Here is a 16,932-nt window from a genome sequence, read left to right as displayed (position 1 = left end):
GCCACTTCAAAGCAAAAACCGCAATCAAGCCTGTACAGGCTCTGCCAGCAGTTGCCCCATGCGCACTGCAGAACCAGCACCCAGGCTTTCAGCCCACTTCACCTGCTCCGGCCCGAACAGCACGATGGCGGTCGAGCCCAGCTTGAAGCGGCCCAGCTCGGCGCCCTTTTCCAGATGGATCGGCGCGCGGCTGGCTTCGTCGTAACGGAAGGTTTTCAGCTCACGCTTTGGCGGCGTGACCAGCCCGGCCCATACGGTTTCGATCGAGGCAACGATCATCGCGCCAACCAGCACCACAGCCATTGGCCCACGTTCGGTATCGAACAGGCAGACCACACGCTCGTTGCGAGCGAACAGCTCGGGAACGTTCTCTGCGGTGGTCTGGTTGACCGAGAACAGGCGGCCCGGCACATAGACCATTTCACGCAGGGTGCCGGCCAGCGGCATGTGCACGCGGTGGTAGTCCTTGGGCGACAGGTAAATGGTGGCGAACTCGCCGCCCATGAACGGCGCGGCCATGGCCGGGTCACCGCCCAGCAGCTCTTGCGCGCTGAAACCGTGGCCTTTGGCCTGGAAGATGCGGCCGTGCTCGATCGGGCCGAGCTGGCTGACAGCACCGTCGGCCGGGCACAGGATGGCGCCCGGGGTTTCGTCCAGCGGGCGGGCGCCTGGCTTCAGGGCGCGGGTGAAGAACGCGTTGAAATGCTCGTACGCGCTCAGGTCTTCGACCAGCGCTTCGCTCATGTTGACCTGATAGCGCTTGGCGAACCAGGCAGTGAAGGCATTTTTGAACCAGCGTGCGCGGCACTCGGCGACGCAGCCGGCCAGTCGCGACAGCAGGTGGTGCGGCAGCAGGTACTGGCTGATGATGAACAAACGGGATTTCATGCAGGTTCCTTAAACTTCTACAGGCGTGTCCGGGTGGTTGCCCCATTCGCTCCACGAGCCGGCGTAAGCCTTGACGCGTGGGTAGCCGAGGGCCTTGGCCACCAGATAAGTGAAGCCGGAGCGGCGGTGGGTCTGGCAATGGGTGATCACTTCCTTGTCCGGTGTGATGCCCAGCTCCAGCAGGACGTCGGCGATGTCCTGGCGAATGCGCAGGTGGTCGTTGAGGTCCATGCCGGCGGTCCACTCGAAGTTGATCGCACCGGGGATGTGGCCGCCCTTGGCTGCCAGCACTTTCTCGCCACTGAATTCCTGCGGGCCGCGCGCGTCCCAGATGACCAGGTCATCGGCGCCCAGGCGGCTTTGCAGGTACTCGCGCGTGGCCGTGGGGGCGCTGTCGATACGCAGGCGTACCGGGGCGTTGCCGCTGGCGGGCACTTCAGTGGACAGCGTATCTGCCGGCCAGGCCTGGATACCGCCATTGAGGTAGTGGTAGCCCTTGTGCCCGATCACATCGAGCAGCCAGATGAAACGCCCCGCCCAGCCGCCGCCTTCATCGTCGTACACCACATACACGGCGTCGTCGCGATGGCCGAGTTCGCTGAACAGTTTTTCCAGTTCGCCCAGGGCCGGCAGCAGGCCGGGCGCGGGCGGCTGGCCAAGCTGGGTGCGCTTGCCTTCGACAAAGCGTGCGCCGGGGATATGCCCGCTGACATAGCGGTTGGCGCTGCTCAGGTCGACCAGGATCAGCTGCGGCGAATCCAGGCGTGGCAGCAGGTCTGCAGCTTCGATCACCAGGGGCAGGCCGGAAAAGTCAGTCATCCACGGTCTCCAGTGTGGAAAGAGGGGCGATTGTAGCGCAAGGCTCAGCCCTTGCGGTTGGCAAACACCGACAGGGCGCGCTCGATGCATTGCGCGGTCTTGCCGACAGCTTGCACGCTGATATCGGCCAAGGGCCGACAGCCCTGGTCGGCCACCAGCAGCATCAGCACCTGGTCGTTCACCGCCAATGAACGCAGCAGTACATGCTCGCTGCGGAACAAGGCACGCAGCGGGGCGGGCAGCAGGGCCGAAAACTGGCTGTGGTTTTCCGGGGTTATGCGCAGTTGCCCAGCCTGGCTCATCAGCTTTTGCAGCAGCTTGTTCTGCGACACCTGCAGGGCCAAAGCCCCGGCTTCCTTGGGCAGGCCGGCAATCTGCTGTACGCGCAGGTAGTCACTGGCCTTGTCCAGGCTGAACAGCATGATGCGTTGCATGCCGCAGGCCAGCAGGGCCTCGCGGGCCTGGGTGGCCAGGTGCACGGTGTTGGTGAACGGGCTGGGTTGGGCCAGCAGGTCCTGGCACAGTGTGCGCCAGCGTGCCAGGTCGTCGCTGCTGGGCGGTGGCGGGGCCAGCATGTCCGGGTGCGGGCGGCGTTGGTGCCACGGCCAGATCAACGCTTCTGCCGGATGGAACAAGGCATGTCGGGCGTGGCGGCGGGCGCTGGCAGCGGCCTGCTGGTGCACCTGCTGCTGCACGTCTTCCAGCGAGGTCTGCAGGTACAACGCAGTCAGCAGTTGCCAGCGCAGCAAGTGTGGGTTGTCCCAGCCGACCTGTGCTGCCAGGGCCAGGTTGTTGGCCAGCAACACGGTATTGGCCGGCTGGTTGAACCAGCGCCGCAGGCCGGGCTCGGCGTCCAGGCGGTGCTGCTGGCTGAGCAGGTCTTCGTCGCGGGCGATGTTCAGCACCTGGGCCAGTTGATCGCGTTCTTCCAGCAGCAGGCGGTAACCCTGGGTGACCCATTGTGGCAGGCGCCAGTACTCGGCCATGGTCTGGCACAGTGCCATGATGCGCACGCCAAACAGTTCTTCCTCCACCCCTGCTGCGTCCTCCCCCTTGTGGATTACCCGCAACTCCCAGGTATCGAGCAACTTGGGGTAGGCCAGCGCCAGCGGCCACAGTGGCGAAAGGAACAGCAGGCTGCCCCAGTGAATTTCCTGCCAGAGCCGTGCCAGGCGGCTGGCGAACAGACCACTGGCCTGCTGTGCGGCGTGCTGGCTGATCATCTGGAACTGGCACAGTACCGGCGGGATTTCTTCCACAGGCAACGCTGGCAGGCGTCTGAGCAGCTGTTCGCTGCGCTCCAGGCCCAGGCGGTTGAGTGCGACTTCCAGGCTTTCGGCGGGCTCGGCCAGGCTGGCATTGGTGGGGTGATTGGCTTCGCGCATCACCGACAGCACCAGTGCCGGGCTGTCCTGCATCAGTTCGGCGATATCGCGCAGCGAGCGGCGGCTATCGTTTATGGCGGCCATGACCCGGTCGTAGCTGTGCTTCGGCACGGGGATGCGAACACTCTCGAGCAGCTTTACCCAGGCCTCTAACGTACGCGGGGCCTGAGCGGGCACCTTGGTTTCAATTGGCATTTTGACATCAGTCCGAACTGGCTTTTCGCAATGAGTGGCTATAGTCTGGCGCAGTTCTGCCGATAAGTAGAAGAAGAGTTTTAAAGCTCCCGTCTCTTCCCCTGACCACGACAGCAAGTGCTTTGAACCTATGGCTAAAATTATCGGCATCATCGTCGTATTCGCGAGCGTGCTCGGCGGCTACGTGCTCTCCCACGGCAAAATCGCAGCGCTGATCCAGCCGTTCGAAGTACTGATCATTGGCGGTGCGGCCTTTGGTGCGTTCCTGCAGGCCAACCCTGGCCACATGACCATGCACGTCATCAAGAAGTCGATGAAAATGTTCGGCTCGCGCTTCAGCCATGCCTTCTATCTGGAGGTGTTGGGCCTGGTGTACGAGATCCTCAACAAGAGCCGTCGCGAAGGCATGATGGCCATCGAGGCCGACATCGAGGACGCCGCCGCCAGCCCGATTTTCGCCAAGTACCCGACGGTACTGGCCGATGAACGCATGACTGCGTTCGTCTGCGACTACCTGCGCATCATGTCCACCGGCAACATGGCCCCGCACGAGCTCGAGGGCCTGTTCGACATGGAACTGCTGAGCATGAAAGAAGAGCTGGAGCACCCGTCGCACGCGGTGACCGGCATCGCCGACGGCATGCCGGGCTTCGGCATCGTCGCGGCGGTACTGGGTATCGTGGTGACCATGGCCTCGCTGGGCGAAGGTGATCAGGCGGCCATCGGCATGCACGTGGGTGCGGCGCTGGTCGGTACCTTCTTCGGTATTCTGGCGGCCTACGGCTTCTTCGGCCCGTTGGCCAAGTGCCTGGAGCACGACGCCAAGGAAGAGCTGAACTTGTACGAATCGATCAAGGCTTCGCTGGTGGCCTCTGCCTCGGGCATGCCGCCTTCGTTGGCGGTCGAGTTCGGGCGCAAGGTGCTGTACCCCAAGCACCGCCCAAGCTTCGCCGAACTGGAACAAGCGGTTCGCGGTCGCTGAGTCATGGAAAACAACCAGCCCATTATCGTCAAGCGCGTCAAGCGCTTTGGCGGCGGCCACCACGGCGGCGCCTGGAAAATCGCCTTCGCCGACTTCGCCACGGCGATGATGGCGTTCTTCCTGGTGCTGTGGCTGATGTCCACGGCCACGCCAGAACAGAAGATCGCTATTGCCGGCTACTTCAAAGACCCGATCGGCTTTTCGGAAAGCGGCACGCCCTACGTCATCGACCTGGGCGGCTCGCCTGAGCTGGCACCGGAAAAGACCATCAACCCGGAAGTGAAGGCCGAACCGACGCAAGAGTCCACCACCCAACTGAGCAAGGACCAGGTCGAGACCATGGCCGAGCAGGTGGAGCGTGAGCGCCTGGAACTGCTGCTGCAAGAACTGCAGAACAAGGTGGAAGAGAACCCGCAGTTGCAGAAGTTCAAGGACCAGATTCTGTTCGAGATCACCCAGGACGGCCTGCGTATCCAGATCATGGACGCCGAGAACCGGCCGATGTTCGACATTGGCAGTGCGCGCCTGCAGCCGTACTTCGAAGACATCCTGCTGGCCATGGCCGACACCATCAAGGCGGTGCCGAACAAGATCAGCATCAGCGGCCACACCGATGCCAAGCCGTATGCCGGCACTGGCGAGTTCGGTAACTGGGAGCTGTCGGCCAACCGCGCCAACGCCGCACGTCGTGCGCTGGTAGCCGGTGGTTATCCGGACGGCCAGGTGGCGCGGGTGGTGGGCTACGCCTCGTCGTCGCTGTTTGACCGCAAGGACCCGTTCAACCCGGTCAACCGCCGCATCGACATCATCGTGCTGACCAAGAAGGCCCAGCGCAACATCGAGGGTGAGCAGGGAGCGCCGGAGGCACCGGCCGCCCCGCCTGCCGCACCGCCAGCCAATGACGCTGCGCCAGGGGCTTCGGCACCGGCCGCGCCAGCTGCATCGGGGACGGGGGGCGAGGCCGAACAGGCACCGATGCAGCCGCGCGAACTGCGCCAGAAACTGAACATCTTCGAGGATGGTACGTTGAAGATGGATGAGGCCAAGGACCAGTAAGCCCGGCATTTCGCGGGCACAACTGTCTTGCTCAACATTCAGGGGGTTCGCGATCACCGGCGTAGCCGGTGTTTGCGGCTGCATCTCCGTCAGAACCCCCGCCTGATCTTGGCCTTGAGATCAGCATGAAAGAAGGCTGCATTATCCCTGTCAGTGCAAGAGCCGCGCCCCGGCGGCAGTGTCATGGCTCGCTCGAACATGCGTTCGTCATGATAAGCCCGCACGAACAGGTCGATATGCGTACGTTCGCGCATGGCCGGCCATTTGCTCAGGCAAACCGGCAGTGCGCCTGAACCTTTGCGGAAGAAACTCACTCGCCGGCAGGTAATCGCTGCCGCCCCCAGCAGCCAGGCGGTCCACCAGGCGTCGTTGGTATCGGTCGGCAATACTCCGATCCAGTGGGTGGCATCGTTCATCTGCTGGCAGAAACTGCCATACAGGTCGTCATGGGTTTGCCCGTCGCAGTCCAACTGCACCACTTGGGTGGGGATGCCTTCGAGCAGCAGGCGCTCGTTGAGAATAAAGGCGTCGAGCCGCACTTCGTGGCGGTAGCTGATAAGAACCGGCATGGCGGTTACCCTCCCTGATAGAAGCCATGACCATCAGGGAAAGCGGACGTGTGGGCAATAGATGACGGCGAAACCAGAGCCGTCCTACACGGCTCGGTAATAAATCCTACAGATTGCTCTGGCCCGCCGCCCAGTCAGTAGCTGTCTTCTGTGAGGCTGGCGATGATCGAGCGGTAGCTGTTCATGCGCTGCGGCTTGATACGCCCCTCGTCCAGGGCCTTGAGCAACGCACAGCCCGGTTCTCGGTCATGCTTGCAGTCGCGGAAACGGCATGTACCGAACAGGTCACGGAACTCGATGAAGCCATCTTCCACGTCGTCGCGGCTGACGTGGCCAAGGCCGAACTCACGAATACCCGGCGAGTCGATCAGGTCGCCGCCGTTCGGGAAGTGGTACAGCCGCGCCGTGGTGGTGGTGTGAGTGCCTTGGCCCGACCATTCCGACAGGTCGCCGACGCGAGTGCCAGCGTCTGGCAGCAGGCTGTTGACCAGCGATGACTTGCCCACCCCCGACTGGCCGACGAACACGCTGATGTGACCGTCGAGTTGCTGTTGCAGGCGCTGCATGCCGTCACCCTGGTGTGCCGATACTTCCAGCAGCGGGTAGCCCAGTTCGCGGTAGACCTCCAGCAGTGCATGCAGGCCGGGGCCGTTCTCGTCGTTGATCAGGTCGGCTTTGTTCAGCAGCAGCAGCGGGCGCAGGCCGGCGTGCTCGGCAGCTACCAGGTAGCGGTCGATCAGGTTCGGGTGTGGCTCCGGGGCCGGGGCAAAGACAATCACGATCAGGTCGACGTTGGCCGCCACCGGTTTCAGCTGGCCGTGGTTGTTCGGCCGGCAAAGCTCGGTGCTGCGAGGCATCTGCGCCACGATCACGCCAATGCCCTGGTTGCCCGCCCGCCACACGACGCGGTCGCCGGTAACCAGCGCCGGCAGGTTGGCGCGCAGGTGGCAGCGGAATACCTGGCCTGCGCCTTCGCCGTCCTGGGCTTCTACTTCTACCTGCACGCCGAAGTGCGCGATCACCAGGCCCAGTTGCTCCGGCCCCAGGTCGCCTCCCTCCAGTTCCTGCAGCGCATGCTGCTCGCGTTTGGCTGCACGAGCGGCGCGCTCGCCCTGGATTTTTTCGATCCGCCAGTTCTGGCGGCGATTGAGCTGGCGTTTGGCCATGAAGGTACCGTGAGAAAGGCCCGGGGTGGGGCATTGAAAACGGCAGGCAGTTTAGCACGCCAGGCGCTGGACTATTCCGCTAACCTTTGAGCGGTGAATGGGCGTGCCTGGGCCACTAGGCTACTATGACGGGCTATACGAGGAGCCCCTGCATGCAAAACCCACAGAACCTGATCTGGATCGACCTGGAAATGACCGGCCTGGATCCAGACAGCGACGTCATCATCGAAATGGCAACCATCGTCACCGACAGCGAGCTGAACACCCTGGCCGAAGGGCCGGTGATCGCCATCCACCACAGTGACGACGTGCTGGCGCGTATGGATGAGTGGAACACCCGCACCCATGGCGCTTCGGGCCTGACCCAGCGCGTGCGCGAGAGCAAGGTCAGCATGGCTGAAGCCGAGGCGCAGACCATCGCCTTCCTTGAACAGTGGGTACCCAAAGGCAAGTCGCCGATCTGCGGCAACAGCATCTGCCAGGACCGCCGTTTCCTCTACCGTCACATGCGCAACCTGGAAAACTACTTCCACTATCGCAACCTGGATGTTTCCACTCTGAAGGAGCTGGCCGCGCGCTGGGCGCCGAATGTGCGTGACAGCTTCAAGAAGGGCAATACCCACCTGGCGCTGGACGATATTCGCGAGTCGATCGCCGAACTGCGTCACTACCGCGAGCACTTCATCAAGCTGTGATCCGAAACGGCGCAGATATTGTGTCTGCGCCCCCTTTTGGTGCCTTGGGCAACTGGTTAGACTGCGCGCCTTTCCTGCACGGACCCGCACCATGTTGTTGATGCTCTATCTCGTTGCCATCACCGCCGAAGCCATGACTGGCGCGCTGTCTGCCGGGCGTCGCGGCATGGACTGGTTCGGCGTGGTGCTGATTGCCTGCGTCACCGCCCTGGGGGGCGGCTCGGTGCGTGATGTGCTGCTCGGGCACTACCCGCTGACCTGGGTGAAGCACCCCGAGTACCTGGTGTTGACCAGCTTTGCGGCGCTGCTGACTATTTTCATTGCGCCGATGATGCGCCGCCTGCGCTCGCTGTTTCTGGTGCTCGATGCCCTGGGGCTGGTGGCGTTTACCCTGATTGGCTGCATGACGGCGCTGGAAATGGGGCAGGGCATGCTGGTGGCGTCCATCAGCGGGGTGATCACCGGGGTGTTTGGCGGCATCCTGCGGGATATCTTCTGCAACGACATCCCGCTGGTGTTCCGTCGCGAACTGTATGCCAGCGTGTCGTTCGCGGCGGCGTGGTTCTATCTGGGCTGCGTGTATTTCAAGGTGCCGGCGGAGCAGGCGATGCTGCTGACCTTGTTTGGCGGTTTCCTGCTGCGCCTGTTGGCGATTCGCTTCCACTGGGAAATGCCCAAGTTCCACTACAACGACCAGCAGTGAATTCTGGGCCGCGCCGCGGCCCCAGCTACTGAATGTCGTGTCGGGCCAGCGCCCATTCAACGTGCTCGCGTACCAGCTCAGATGCATCTTCACGCCGCGCCTTCAGTGCCTCTATCACTGGAATCGTGGACGGCGCATTGCCCAACCCCACCGCCAGGTTGCGCAAGAACCGTTCATACCCCGCCCGCCGCAACGGCCCACCTTCGGTCTTGCGCAGGAAGGTGCGTTCATCCCACAGGAACATTTCCGCCAACTCGGCATTCTCCAGCCCGTGCCGTGGTTGGAAATCCTGCTCCTGGCTGTGCTTGGCGAAGCGGTTCCAGGGGCAGACGATCTGGCAGTCGTCGCAACCGAACACCCGGTTGCCCATCTTCGCGCGCAGCTCGACAGGGATCGCGCCCCTCAGCTCGATGGTCAGGTACGAGATGCAGCGCCGTGCATCCAGCACATATGCCCCGACAAACGCCTGGGTCGGGCAGATGTCCAGGCAGGCCTGGCACCGCCCGCAGTGCTCGCTGGTGGTGGCTTCGTCCACCGGCAACGGCAGGTCGACAAACAGTTCGGCAAGGAAGAAATAGCTACCCGCCTTGCGGTTGAGCAACAGCGTGTTCTTGCCGATCCAGCCCAACCCGGCCTGTTCGGCCAAGGCCTTTTCCAGCACCGGGGCGCTGTCGACGAAGGCGCGGTACCCGAACGGGCCGATGGCTTCCTGAATACGATCGGCAAGGAACTGCACGCGCTTGCGCACCAGTTTGTGGTAGTCCCGGCCCAGCGCATAGCGCGAAATGTAGGCCTTTTCCGGTTGTGCCAGGCGCTGCGCCATTTGTGTGTCGCCAGGCAGGTAGTCCATGCGCAGCGAGACCACGCGTACCGTGCCGGGGATCAGCTGGTCGGGGTGTGACCTTTTGCTGCCGTGGGCGCCCAGGTATTCCATTTCGCCCTGGTAGCCGGCGTCGAGCCAGCGCTGCAGGTGGTGTTCGTGTTCGCCAAGGTCAACCCCGGCGATGCCAACATGGGCAAAACCGAGTTCCTGGCCCCAAATCTTGATCGATTGGGCCAGTTGGGCGAGGTCAGGTGTAGAGGCGGACATGGATGGGCAAGGCAATACGGGCTCAGGTGCGTATAATTCTGCCAGACATTGGAGCCTTTGACCCCATGCCGCAGACCAAACACCCCAGCAATGCCCCTCAATTGCTCAGCAGCGTGACCGTCGCGCACCTGCCGGCACGCCACGCGCTTGCCCATAAAGGTGACTTTGGCCATGTGCTGGTGGTCGGTGGCGACCTCGGCACGGGTGGCGCCGTATTGCTCAGTGCCGAAGCCGCCTTGCGTTGCGGGGCCGGGCTGGTCAGCGTGGCAACCCGGCCGGAGCATGTAGCGGCCAGCCTGGCGCGCCTGCCCGAAGTCATGAGCCTTGGCGCCAGTTCGGCCAACCAGCTGATGGGCGTGCTGGAGCGCGCCTCGGTGCTGGTGGTCGGTCCGGGCCTCGGGCAGGCGGCGTGGGGCCGCAGCCTGTTGTCGGCGGTGGCCAACGCCGAGCGGCCGCAGGTGTGGGATGCCGATGCCCTGAATTTGCTGGCGCGCACCCCGCTGGCCTTGCCCAGTGGCAGTATCCTCACCCCTCACCCGGGGGAGGCGGCGCGGCTGCTGGGCATTTCCACCGAGGCCGTGCAGGCCGACCGCCCAGGGGCTGCGCGCAAGTTGGCGCGCCGTTACAACAGCGTCTGCGTACTCAAAGGTGCCGGCACCCTGGTGGCCGCACCGGCCGGGCAACTGGCGCTATGCGAGCGCGGCCACCCGGCGATGGCTGGCGCCGGGCTGGGAGACGTGCTGACCGGCGTGCTGGCGGCACTGTTGGCCCAAGGCCTGGACGCCTGGAGCGCGGGTTGCTTGGGAACATGGCTGCACGCCTGTGCGGGCGAGCGTCTGGGGGTAAAAGGTAGAGGCCTGGCGGCCAGTGATCTGGCGCCGGTCATTCGTGAGTTGTTGGAGGAGCATTCTGCGTGTCTGGCTTAAATCTGTTTCTGGCCGATGAAGCGGCCACGGTCGACTTCGGTGCAAAAATGGCCGAGGTGACCGGTGGTCGCGGCGTGATCTTTCTTGAAGGCGACCTGGGGGCGGGCAAGACTACGCTTTCCCGGGGGCTGATCCGTGGCCTGGGCCATACTGGTGCAGTGAAAAGCCCGACCTTTACCGTGGTCGAACCCTACGAAATCGGCGAGGTCCGAGCCTTTCACTTCGACCTGTATCGCTTGGTCGACCCGGAGGAGCTTGAGTACATGGGTATTCGTGATTATTTCGAGGGCGACCCGCTGTGCCTGTTCGAGTGGCCACAAAAGGGTGCGGGCGTTTTGCCAAAGCCTGACCTGACCATTACCATAAGCCCCCAAGCGGGCGGACGCTCGCTGATCCTTTCGCCGCAGGGGGCTCGCGGCGAGGCCTGGTGCGTGGCACTGGCCGAACACTATAAACAGTAAGTGGGGTAGGTATGCGCATACGCGCACTGGTCGCCATCGTTGGGCTGCTGCTGACAACGGTGACCGTTGACGCTCTGGCCGTCACACAAGTCAAGAGCATGCGCCTGTGGCGCGCGCCAGACAACACGCGGCTGGTCTTCGACCTGTCTGGCCCCGTGCAGCACAGCGTCTTCACCTTGAGCGCACCGGATCGTCTGGTTATCGACATCAATGGTGCGACCCTGGCCGCGCCATTGAACGTGGCCACCTCCAACACGCCGATCAGCAGCGTGCGTTCGGCACAACGTACCCCGACCGACCTGCGCGTGGTGGTCGACCTGAAAAAGTCGGTTACCCCAAAAAGCTTCACCTTGGCGCCCAATGCCCAGTACGGCAATCGCCTGGTGGTCGACCTGTACGACCAGGAAGCCGACGCCATTGCAGCCAGCGCGCCACCTCCTGCCCCGACCCCGGTACAAACACCTGCGACCACGCCTGCGGTGCCGGTAAGCCCGGCCCAGCCTGCCATCAAGCTGCCACCGGTGCCGAGCGGCAAGCGTGAAATCGTTGTGGCCATCGATGCCGGTCACGGTGGCGAAGACCCCGGTGCATCCGGTTCGCGTGGCCAGCATGAAAAAGACATCGTGCTGCAGATCGCCAAGGAACTGCAGCGCCAGATCAACAGCGAACGCGGCTTCCGGGCGGAGCTGACCCGCACTGGCGACTACTTCATTCCACTGCGTAAACGCACGGAAATCGCCCGCAAGAAGGGCGCCGACCTGTTCATTTCGATCCACGCCGACGCCGCGCCGTCGCGTGCGGCCTTTGGCGCCTCGGTATTTGCCCTGTCCGACCGCGGCGCCACTTCCGAGACTGCGCGCTGGCTGGCCGACACGGAAAACCGCTCCGACCTGATCGGTGGTGCGGGTAACGTCAGCCTCGACGACAAGGACCGTATGCTCGCGGGGGTGCTGCTCGACCTCTCCATGACCGCCACGCTCAGCTCCAGCCTCAATGTGGGGCAGAAAGTGCTGGGCAACATGGGGCGTGTCACCTCGCTGCACAAACAGCGCGTGGAACAGGCCGGCTTCATGGTGCTGAAGTCGCCGGATATTCCGTCGATCCTGGTTGAAACCGGGTTCATTTCGAATAACAACGAAGCCGCCAAGCTGGCCACTGCGAGCCACCAGCAAGCCCTGGCCCGCTCGATCCACACCGGTGTACGCCAGTACTTCCAGCAGAACCCGCCGCCAGGCACTTATATCGCCTGGCTGCGCGACACCGGCAAGATTGCGGCTGGGCCGCGTGAGCACACCGTCCGGCCTGGCGAAACCCTGGCGATGCTGGCTGTACGCTACCAGGTCAGCGTGGCCAGCCTGCGCAGCACCAACAGCCTCAAGACCGATGAGCTGAAGGTCGGCCAACGCCTTGATGTACCCGCCACGACCCTGGCGGCGCAATAATGAGCGGCGGTTCGCGCATTCAGCTGCTTAGCCCGCGGCTGGCCAACCAGATTGCCGCCGGCGAGGTTGTCGAGCGGCCGGCTTCTGTCGCCAAGGAATTGCTGGAAAACAGCCTGGACTCCGGTGCCCGGCGCATCGATGTGGAAGTGGAGCAGGGCGGCGTCAAGCTGCTGAAGGTACGGGACGATGGCAGCGGTATTTCTGCCGATGACCTGCCGCTGGCCCTGGCGCGTCACGCCACCAGCAAGATTCGTGAGCTGGAGGACCTGGAAGGCGTCATGAGCCTGGGCTTCCGTGGCGAGGCGCTGGCCTCGATCAGCTCGGTGGCGCGTTTGACCATGACCTCCCGTACTGCCAGTGCCAGCGAGGCCTGGCAGGTGGAAACCGAAGGCCGCGACATGACCCCACGGGTGCAGCCAGCGGCGCACCCGGTCGGGACCTCGGTGGAAGTGCGCGACCTGTTCTTCAATACCCCGGCCCGGCGCAAGTTCCTCAAGGCCGAAAAAACCGAATTCGACCACCTGCAGGAAGTGATCCGCCGGCTGGCGCTGGCGCGTTTCGATGTCGGCTTCCACCTGCGCCACAACGGCAAGAGCATCCTCAGCCTGCACGAGGCTCACGACGAAATCGCCCGTGCACGGCGGGTGGGTGCCATCTGCGGCCCTGGTTTCATGGAGCAGGCGCTGCCGATCGACGTCGAGCGCAACGGCCTGCGCCTGTGGGGCTGGGTTGGCCTGCCGACGTTCTCGCGCAGCCAGGCCGACTTGCAGTACTTCTTCGTCAATGGCCGTGCGGTGCGCGACAAGCTGGTCGCCCACGCCGTGCGCCAGGCCTACCGCGATGTGTTGTTCAATGGTCGTCACCCCACGTTCGTGCTGTTCCTGGAGCTGGAGCCCAACGGCGTCGATGTGAACGTGCACCCGACCAAGCATGAAGTGCGCTTCCGCGAAGGGCGCTCGGTGCACGATTTCCTGTATGGCACTTTGCACCGAGCCCTGGCTGATGTTCGCCCGGAAGACCAACTGGCCGCGCCTGCCGCCGTGCCCGAGCTGGCTCGCCCCACTGGCCAGCAGGCTGGTGAGTTCGGCCCCCAGGGTGAAATGCGCCTGGCCTCGCCGGTGCTCGAACAGCCGCGAGCCCCGCAACAGTCATTTTCCAATGGCGGCAGTGGCGCCGGTTACCAGTACCAGTACACCCCGCGTCCTTCGCAGCCGCTGCCGGCCGCCGAGGCGCAGGCGGTGTATCGCGAGTTCTACAAGCCGTTGGACAACGGTGCCGCAGCTGCGACGGCCTTGCCCGAAAGCCAAGGTGACATTCCCCCGCTTGGCTACGCGCTGGCGCAGCTCAAGGGTATCTACATCCTGGCCGAGAATGCCGTCGGCCTGGTGCTGGTGGACATGCACGCCGCCCATGAGCGGATCATGTACGAGCGGCTCAAGGTGGCCATGGCCAGCGAGGGCCTCAGTGGCCAGCCGCTGCTGGTGCCGGAAACCCTGGCCCTGAGCCAGCGTGAGGCCGACTGTGCCGAAGAGCATGCTCAGTGGTTCCAGCGCCTGGGCTTCGAATTGCAACGCCTGGGCCCCGAGACCTTGGCGGTTCGCCAGATCCCGGCCTTGCTCAAGCAGGCCGAGGCCAACCGCCTGGTGCAGGACGTGCTGGCCGACTTGATGGAATACGGCACCAGCGACCGTATTCAGGCGCACCTCAACGAACTGCTCGGTACCATGGCCTGCCATGGCGCCGTGCGCGCCAACCGGCGCCTGGCAATTCCCGAGATGAACGCCCTGCTGCGCGACATGGAAAACACCGAGCGCAGCGGCCAGTGCAACCATGGCCGTCCCACCTGGACCCAGATGGGCCTGGACGACCTGGACAAACTCTTCCTGCGCGGTCGATGAAATGAGCAGCAAGCCCCCTGCAATATTCCTGATGGGCCCGACGGCGGCCGGCAAGACCGACCTGGCCATCGAGCTGACCAAAGTGCTGCCCTGTGAACTGATCAGCGTCGATTCGGCACTGGTCTACCGGGGCATGGACATCGGCTCGGCCAAACCCTCGAAAGAAATCCTCGCCGCCCACCCGCACCGGCTGATCGACATTCGTGACCCGGCCGAGAGCTATTCGGCCGCACAGTTCCGTGCCGATGCCTTGGAGGCCATGGCCGAGATCACTGCGCGCGGCAAGATCCCGTTGCTGGTCGGCGGCACCATGCTCTATTACAAGGCGTTGATCGATGGCCTGGCCGACATGCCGGCGGCCGATGCCGCAGTGCGCGCCGAGCTGGAAGCCCAGGCCGAAGCCTTGGGGCTGGCCGAGTTGCACCGTCAACTGGCCGAGGTCGACCCGGTGTCGGCGGCGCGCATCCACCCCAACGACCCGCAGCGGCTGATCCGGGCGCTGGAGGTATACCGGGTGAGCGGCGAGAGCATGACGGCCCATCGTCAACGTCAATTCGCGGAAAGTCGCGGCGCAGACGCAGGCGCTGGCGGACATTTGCCCTATACTGTCGCCAGTTTGGCGATTGCTCCTACAGATCGTCACATTTTGCATCAGCGAATTGCGTTACGATTTTCGCAGATGCTGGAACAGGGCTTCGTTGAGGAGGTCCGATCGCTGCGAGCCAGAAGTGACTTGCACGCCGGGCTGCCGTCTATACGGGCAGTGGGTTATCGGCAAGTCTGGGATTACCTGGACGGCAAGCTGACTGAGAATGAGATGCGTGAACGCGGTATCATTGCTACTCGGCAGCTGGCCAAACGGCAGTTCACCTGGTTGCGTGGCTGGCCTGAAGTGCACTGGCTTGACAGCCTGGCCTGCGACAATCTGTCCCGCACCTTGAAATACCTTGGGGCCATCTCCATATTGAGCTGAGTCCCTGCTGATTGCCGTCTATTCTTGCGAAGGGGCGGCCTAATTTATCGATTTTATTGATTTTCTATTATTTATCCTTACAGGAGTGCGGCATATGTCAAAAGGGCATTCGCTACAAGACCCTTACTTGAACACCTTGAGAAAAGAAAAGGTCCCGGTATCCATCTACCTGGTCAACGGTATCAAGCTGCAGGGTTCGATCGAATCGTTCGACCAGTTCGTGGTTCTGCTGAAGAACACCGTCAGCCAGATGGTCTACAAGCACGCCATTTCGACCGTGGTTCCGGCCCGTCCGGTCCGCCTGCCAAGCCCGACCGATGGCGAGCACGGCGACAGCGAGCCAGGCAACGCCTGATAGGAGCCTGCATTGTTCTTTGAGCGCCACGGTGGTGGTGAGCGAGCGTTGCTCGTTCACTTGGAAGGTCAGAACCCTGAGGCGCGCGAAGACCCGCAGGAGTTTCAGGAGTTGGCATTGTCGGCCGGTGCCGACATCGTCTCGCTGGTCACGGTGACAAGGCATCAGCCTTCCGCCAAATACCTGATTGGCAGTGGCAAGGTCGAGGAATTGCACGACCTGGTCCATGCCGAGCAGGTAGACCTGGTGATTTTCAATCACACCCTCACGCCCAGTCAGGAGCGCAACCTTGAACGTGTGTTCGAGTGTCGTGTGCTCGACCGTACCGGGCTGATCCTCGATATCTTCGCCCAACGGGCGCGTACCCATGAAGGCAAGCTGCAGGTCGAACTGGCCCAGCTGGAGCACATGAGCACGCGGCTGGTGCGCGGCTGGACTCACCTTGAGCGACAGAAAGGTGGTATCGGCCTGCGCGGCCCGGGTGAAACGCAGCTCGAAACCGACCGCCGACTGTTGCGGGTGCGCATACGCCAGATCAAGTCACGCCTGGAGAAAGTGCGCAGCCAGCGCGAGCAGGCGCGGCGTGGGCGCAAGCGTGCGGATATTCCGTCCGTGTCGCTGGTGGGTTACACCAACGCCGGCAAGTCCACACTGTTCAACGCCCTGACCGAGTCCGAGGTGTACGCTGCGGACCAGCTGTTCGCCACCCTCGACCCGACCCTGCGCCGGCTCGAGCTCAATGACCTGGGGCCAATCGTGCTGGCCGACACCGTGGGCTTCATTCGCCACCTGCCGCACAAGCTGGTCGAGGCATTTCGGGCTACGCTCGAAGAGTCGAGCAACTCCGACCTGTTGCTGCATGTGATCGACGCCCATGAGCCAGAGCGCATGGAGCAGATCGAGCAGGTGCTGGCCGTGTTGGGCGAGATTGGCGCTGAAGGCTTGCCGATCCTCGAGGTGTATAACAAACTCGACCTGCTCGAAGATGTCGAGCCACAGATCCAGCGCAATGCCGATGGCAAGCCGGAACGGGTCTGGGTATCGGCACGCGATGGGCGTGGCCTGGAGCTGGTTGGCCAGGCGGTTGCCGAGTTGCTGGGGGATGATCTGTTTGTCGGTACCCTGTGCCTGGAGCAGCGTTTTGCCCGCTTGCGCGCGCAATTCTTTGCCCTGGGTGCCGTGCAGAGTGAAGAGCATGATGAAGAAGGGCGCAGCCTGCTGAGCGTGCGACTGCCCATGGTCGAACTGAATCGCCTGGTCAGCCGCGAAGGCATGGAGCCGCAAGTGTTTGTCGAGCAACACACTTTGCAATAAATGCTCGTCGAGGTC

General features: G+C 63.3%; 17 protein-coding genes. 11 read left to right on the top strand and 6 right to left on the bottom strand.

The window, feature by feature from the left end; genetic code table 11:
• Positions 1-24 precede the first annotated feature (24 nt).
• The 3 genes from asd to APH42_RS18355 are packed head-to-tail and all read right to left on the bottom strand — an operon-like array spanning position 25 to position 3,287.
• The gene (gene asd / locus APH42_RS18365) at positions 25-888 is read right to left on the bottom strand and encodes an archaetidylserine decarboxylase (protein ID WP_060493955.1); all 864 of its coding nucleotides are present in this window, start codon (positions 886-888) and stop codon (positions 25-27) included.
• 9 nt (positions 889-897) lie between these two features.
• Complete coding sequence (locus tag APH42_RS18360) at positions 898-1,707, bottom strand: rhodanese-like domain-containing protein (protein ID WP_060493954.1); 810 nt, start codon at positions 1,705-1,707, stop codon at positions 898-900.
• A gap of 44 nt (positions 1,708-1,751) precedes the next feature.
• The gene (locus tag APH42_RS18355) at positions 1,752-3,287 is read right to left on the bottom strand and encodes an HDOD domain-containing protein (RefSeq protein ID WP_060493953.1); all 1,536 of its coding nucleotides are present in this window, start codon (positions 3,285-3,287) and stop codon (positions 1,752-1,754) included.
• A gap of 130 nt (positions 3,288-3,417) precedes the next feature.
• Here APH42_RS18355 and motA point away from each other — a divergent pair, with 130 nt between their 5' ends.
• Positions 3,418-4,269 (top strand): flagellar motor stator protein MotA, encoded by an 852-nt coding sequence (gene motA, locus APH42_RS18350; protein ID WP_012274469.1) that lies wholly within the window; start codon positions 3,418-3,420, stop codon positions 4,267-4,269.
• A gap of 3 nt (positions 4,270-4,272) precedes the next feature.
• Positions 4,273-5,325 carry a flagellar motor protein MotB gene (motB, locus tag APH42_RS18345; RefSeq protein WP_012274468.1) on the top strand — a complete coding sequence of 351 codons (1,053 nt, stop codon included), beginning with the start codon at positions 4,273-4,275 and terminating at the stop codon, positions 5,323-5,325.
• 89 nt (positions 5,326-5,414) lie between these two features.
• On the opposite strand, the gene APH42_RS18340 is transcribed toward motB, so the two are convergent.
• Together APH42_RS18340 and rsgA are read right to left on the bottom strand one after the other, a co-directional pair.
• Positions 5,415-5,894: a hypothetical protein gene (locus APH42_RS18340; RefSeq protein ID WP_012274467.1), complete on the bottom strand. Its 480-nt coding sequence runs from the start codon at positions 5,892-5,894 to the stop codon at positions 5,415-5,417.
• A gap of 134 nt (positions 5,895-6,028) precedes the next feature.
• Positions 6,029-7,060, bottom strand: a complete 1,032-nt coding sequence (gene rsgA, locus APH42_RS18335) for a small ribosomal subunit biogenesis GTPase RsgA (RefSeq protein ID WP_012274466.1) — start codon at positions 7,058-7,060, stop codon at positions 6,029-6,031.
• 152 nt (positions 7,061-7,212) lie between these two features.
• Between rsgA and orn the strand changes: the two genes are divergently transcribed.
• Both orn and APH42_RS18325 read left to right on the top strand, forming a co-directional pair.
• The gene (gene orn / locus APH42_RS18330) at positions 7,213-7,755 is read left to right on the top strand and encodes an oligoribonuclease (RefSeq protein ID WP_012274465.1); all 543 of its coding nucleotides are present in this window, start codon (positions 7,213-7,215) and stop codon (positions 7,753-7,755) included.
• A gap of 91 nt (positions 7,756-7,846) precedes the next feature.
• Positions 7,847-8,458, top strand: coding sequence for a trimeric intracellular cation channel family protein (locus tag APH42_RS18325; RefSeq protein ID WP_012274464.1), 612 nt, complete (start codon positions 7,847-7,849; stop codon positions 8,456-8,458).
• Positions 8,459-8,483: 25 nt separating this feature from the next.
• Here APH42_RS18325 and queG read toward each other — a convergent pair whose 3' ends face one another.
• Entirely contained in the window at positions 8,484-9,548 is a 1,065-nt protein-coding gene (gene queG, locus APH42_RS18320; RefSeq protein ID WP_060493952.1) for a tRNA epoxyqueuosine(34) reductase QueG, read from the bottom strand.
• A 65-nt stretch (positions 9,549-9,613) separates the two neighbouring features.
• Here queG and APH42_RS18315 point away from each other — a divergent pair, with 65 nt between their 5' ends.
• The 7 genes from APH42_RS18315 to hflX all read left to right on the top strand — a co-directional run bounded on the left by APH42_RS18315 (position 9,614) and on the right by hflX (position 16,917).
• The gene (locus APH42_RS18315) at positions 9,614-10,474 is read left to right on the top strand and encodes an NAD(P)H-hydrate dehydratase (RefSeq protein WP_060493951.1); all 861 of its coding nucleotides are present in this window, start codon (positions 9,614-9,616) and stop codon (positions 10,472-10,474) included.
• Positions 10,462-10,935 carry a tRNA (adenosine(37)-N6)-threonylcarbamoyltransferase complex ATPase subunit type 1 TsaE gene (gene tsaE / locus APH42_RS18310; RefSeq protein ID WP_060493950.1) on the top strand — a complete coding sequence of 158 codons (474 nt, stop codon included), beginning with the start codon at positions 10,462-10,464 and terminating at the stop codon, positions 10,933-10,935. The genes APH42_RS18315 and tsaE overlap by 13 nt, the downstream gene beginning before the upstream one ends.
• Before the next feature lie 11 nt (positions 10,936-10,946).
• Positions 10,947-12,377: an N-acetylmuramoyl-L-alanine amidase gene (locus APH42_RS18305; protein ID WP_060493949.1), complete on the top strand. Its 1,431-nt coding sequence runs from the start codon at positions 10,947-10,949 to the stop codon at positions 12,375-12,377.
• Positions 12,377-14,275 carry a DNA mismatch repair endonuclease MutL gene (gene mutL / locus APH42_RS18300; protein WP_060493948.1) on the top strand — a complete coding sequence of 633 codons (1,899 nt, stop codon included), beginning with the start codon at positions 12,377-12,379 and terminating at the stop codon, positions 14,273-14,275. The genes APH42_RS18305 and mutL overlap by 1 nt, the downstream gene beginning before the upstream one ends.
• A 1-nt stretch (position 14,276) precedes the next feature.
• Positions 14,277-15,248 (top strand): tRNA (adenosine(37)-N6)-dimethylallyltransferase MiaA, encoded by a 972-nt coding sequence (miaA, locus tag APH42_RS18295; protein WP_012274458.1) that lies wholly within the window; start codon positions 14,277-14,279, stop codon positions 15,246-15,248.
• A gap of 94 nt (positions 15,249-15,342) precedes the next feature.
• Complete coding sequence (hfq, locus tag APH42_RS18290; RefSeq protein WP_012274457.1) at positions 15,343-15,603, top strand: RNA chaperone Hfq; 261 nt, start codon at positions 15,343-15,345, stop codon at positions 15,601-15,603.
• 12 nt (positions 15,604-15,615) lie between these two features.
• The gene (gene hflX / locus APH42_RS18285; protein WP_012274456.1) at positions 15,616-16,917 is read left to right on the top strand and encodes a ribosome rescue GTPase HflX; all 1,302 of its coding nucleotides are present in this window, start codon (positions 15,616-15,618) and stop codon (positions 16,915-16,917) included.
• Positions 16,918-16,932 lie beyond the last annotated feature (15 nt).

Source organism: Pseudomonas sp. NBRC 111140 (assembly GCF_001320885.1).
In the GTDB taxonomy this organism is placed as follows: domain Bacteria; phylum Pseudomonadota; class Gammaproteobacteria; order Pseudomonadales; family Pseudomonadaceae; genus Aquipseudomonas; species Aquipseudomonas putida_P.
This window is presented reverse-complemented; position numbering and strand designations above follow the sequence as displayed.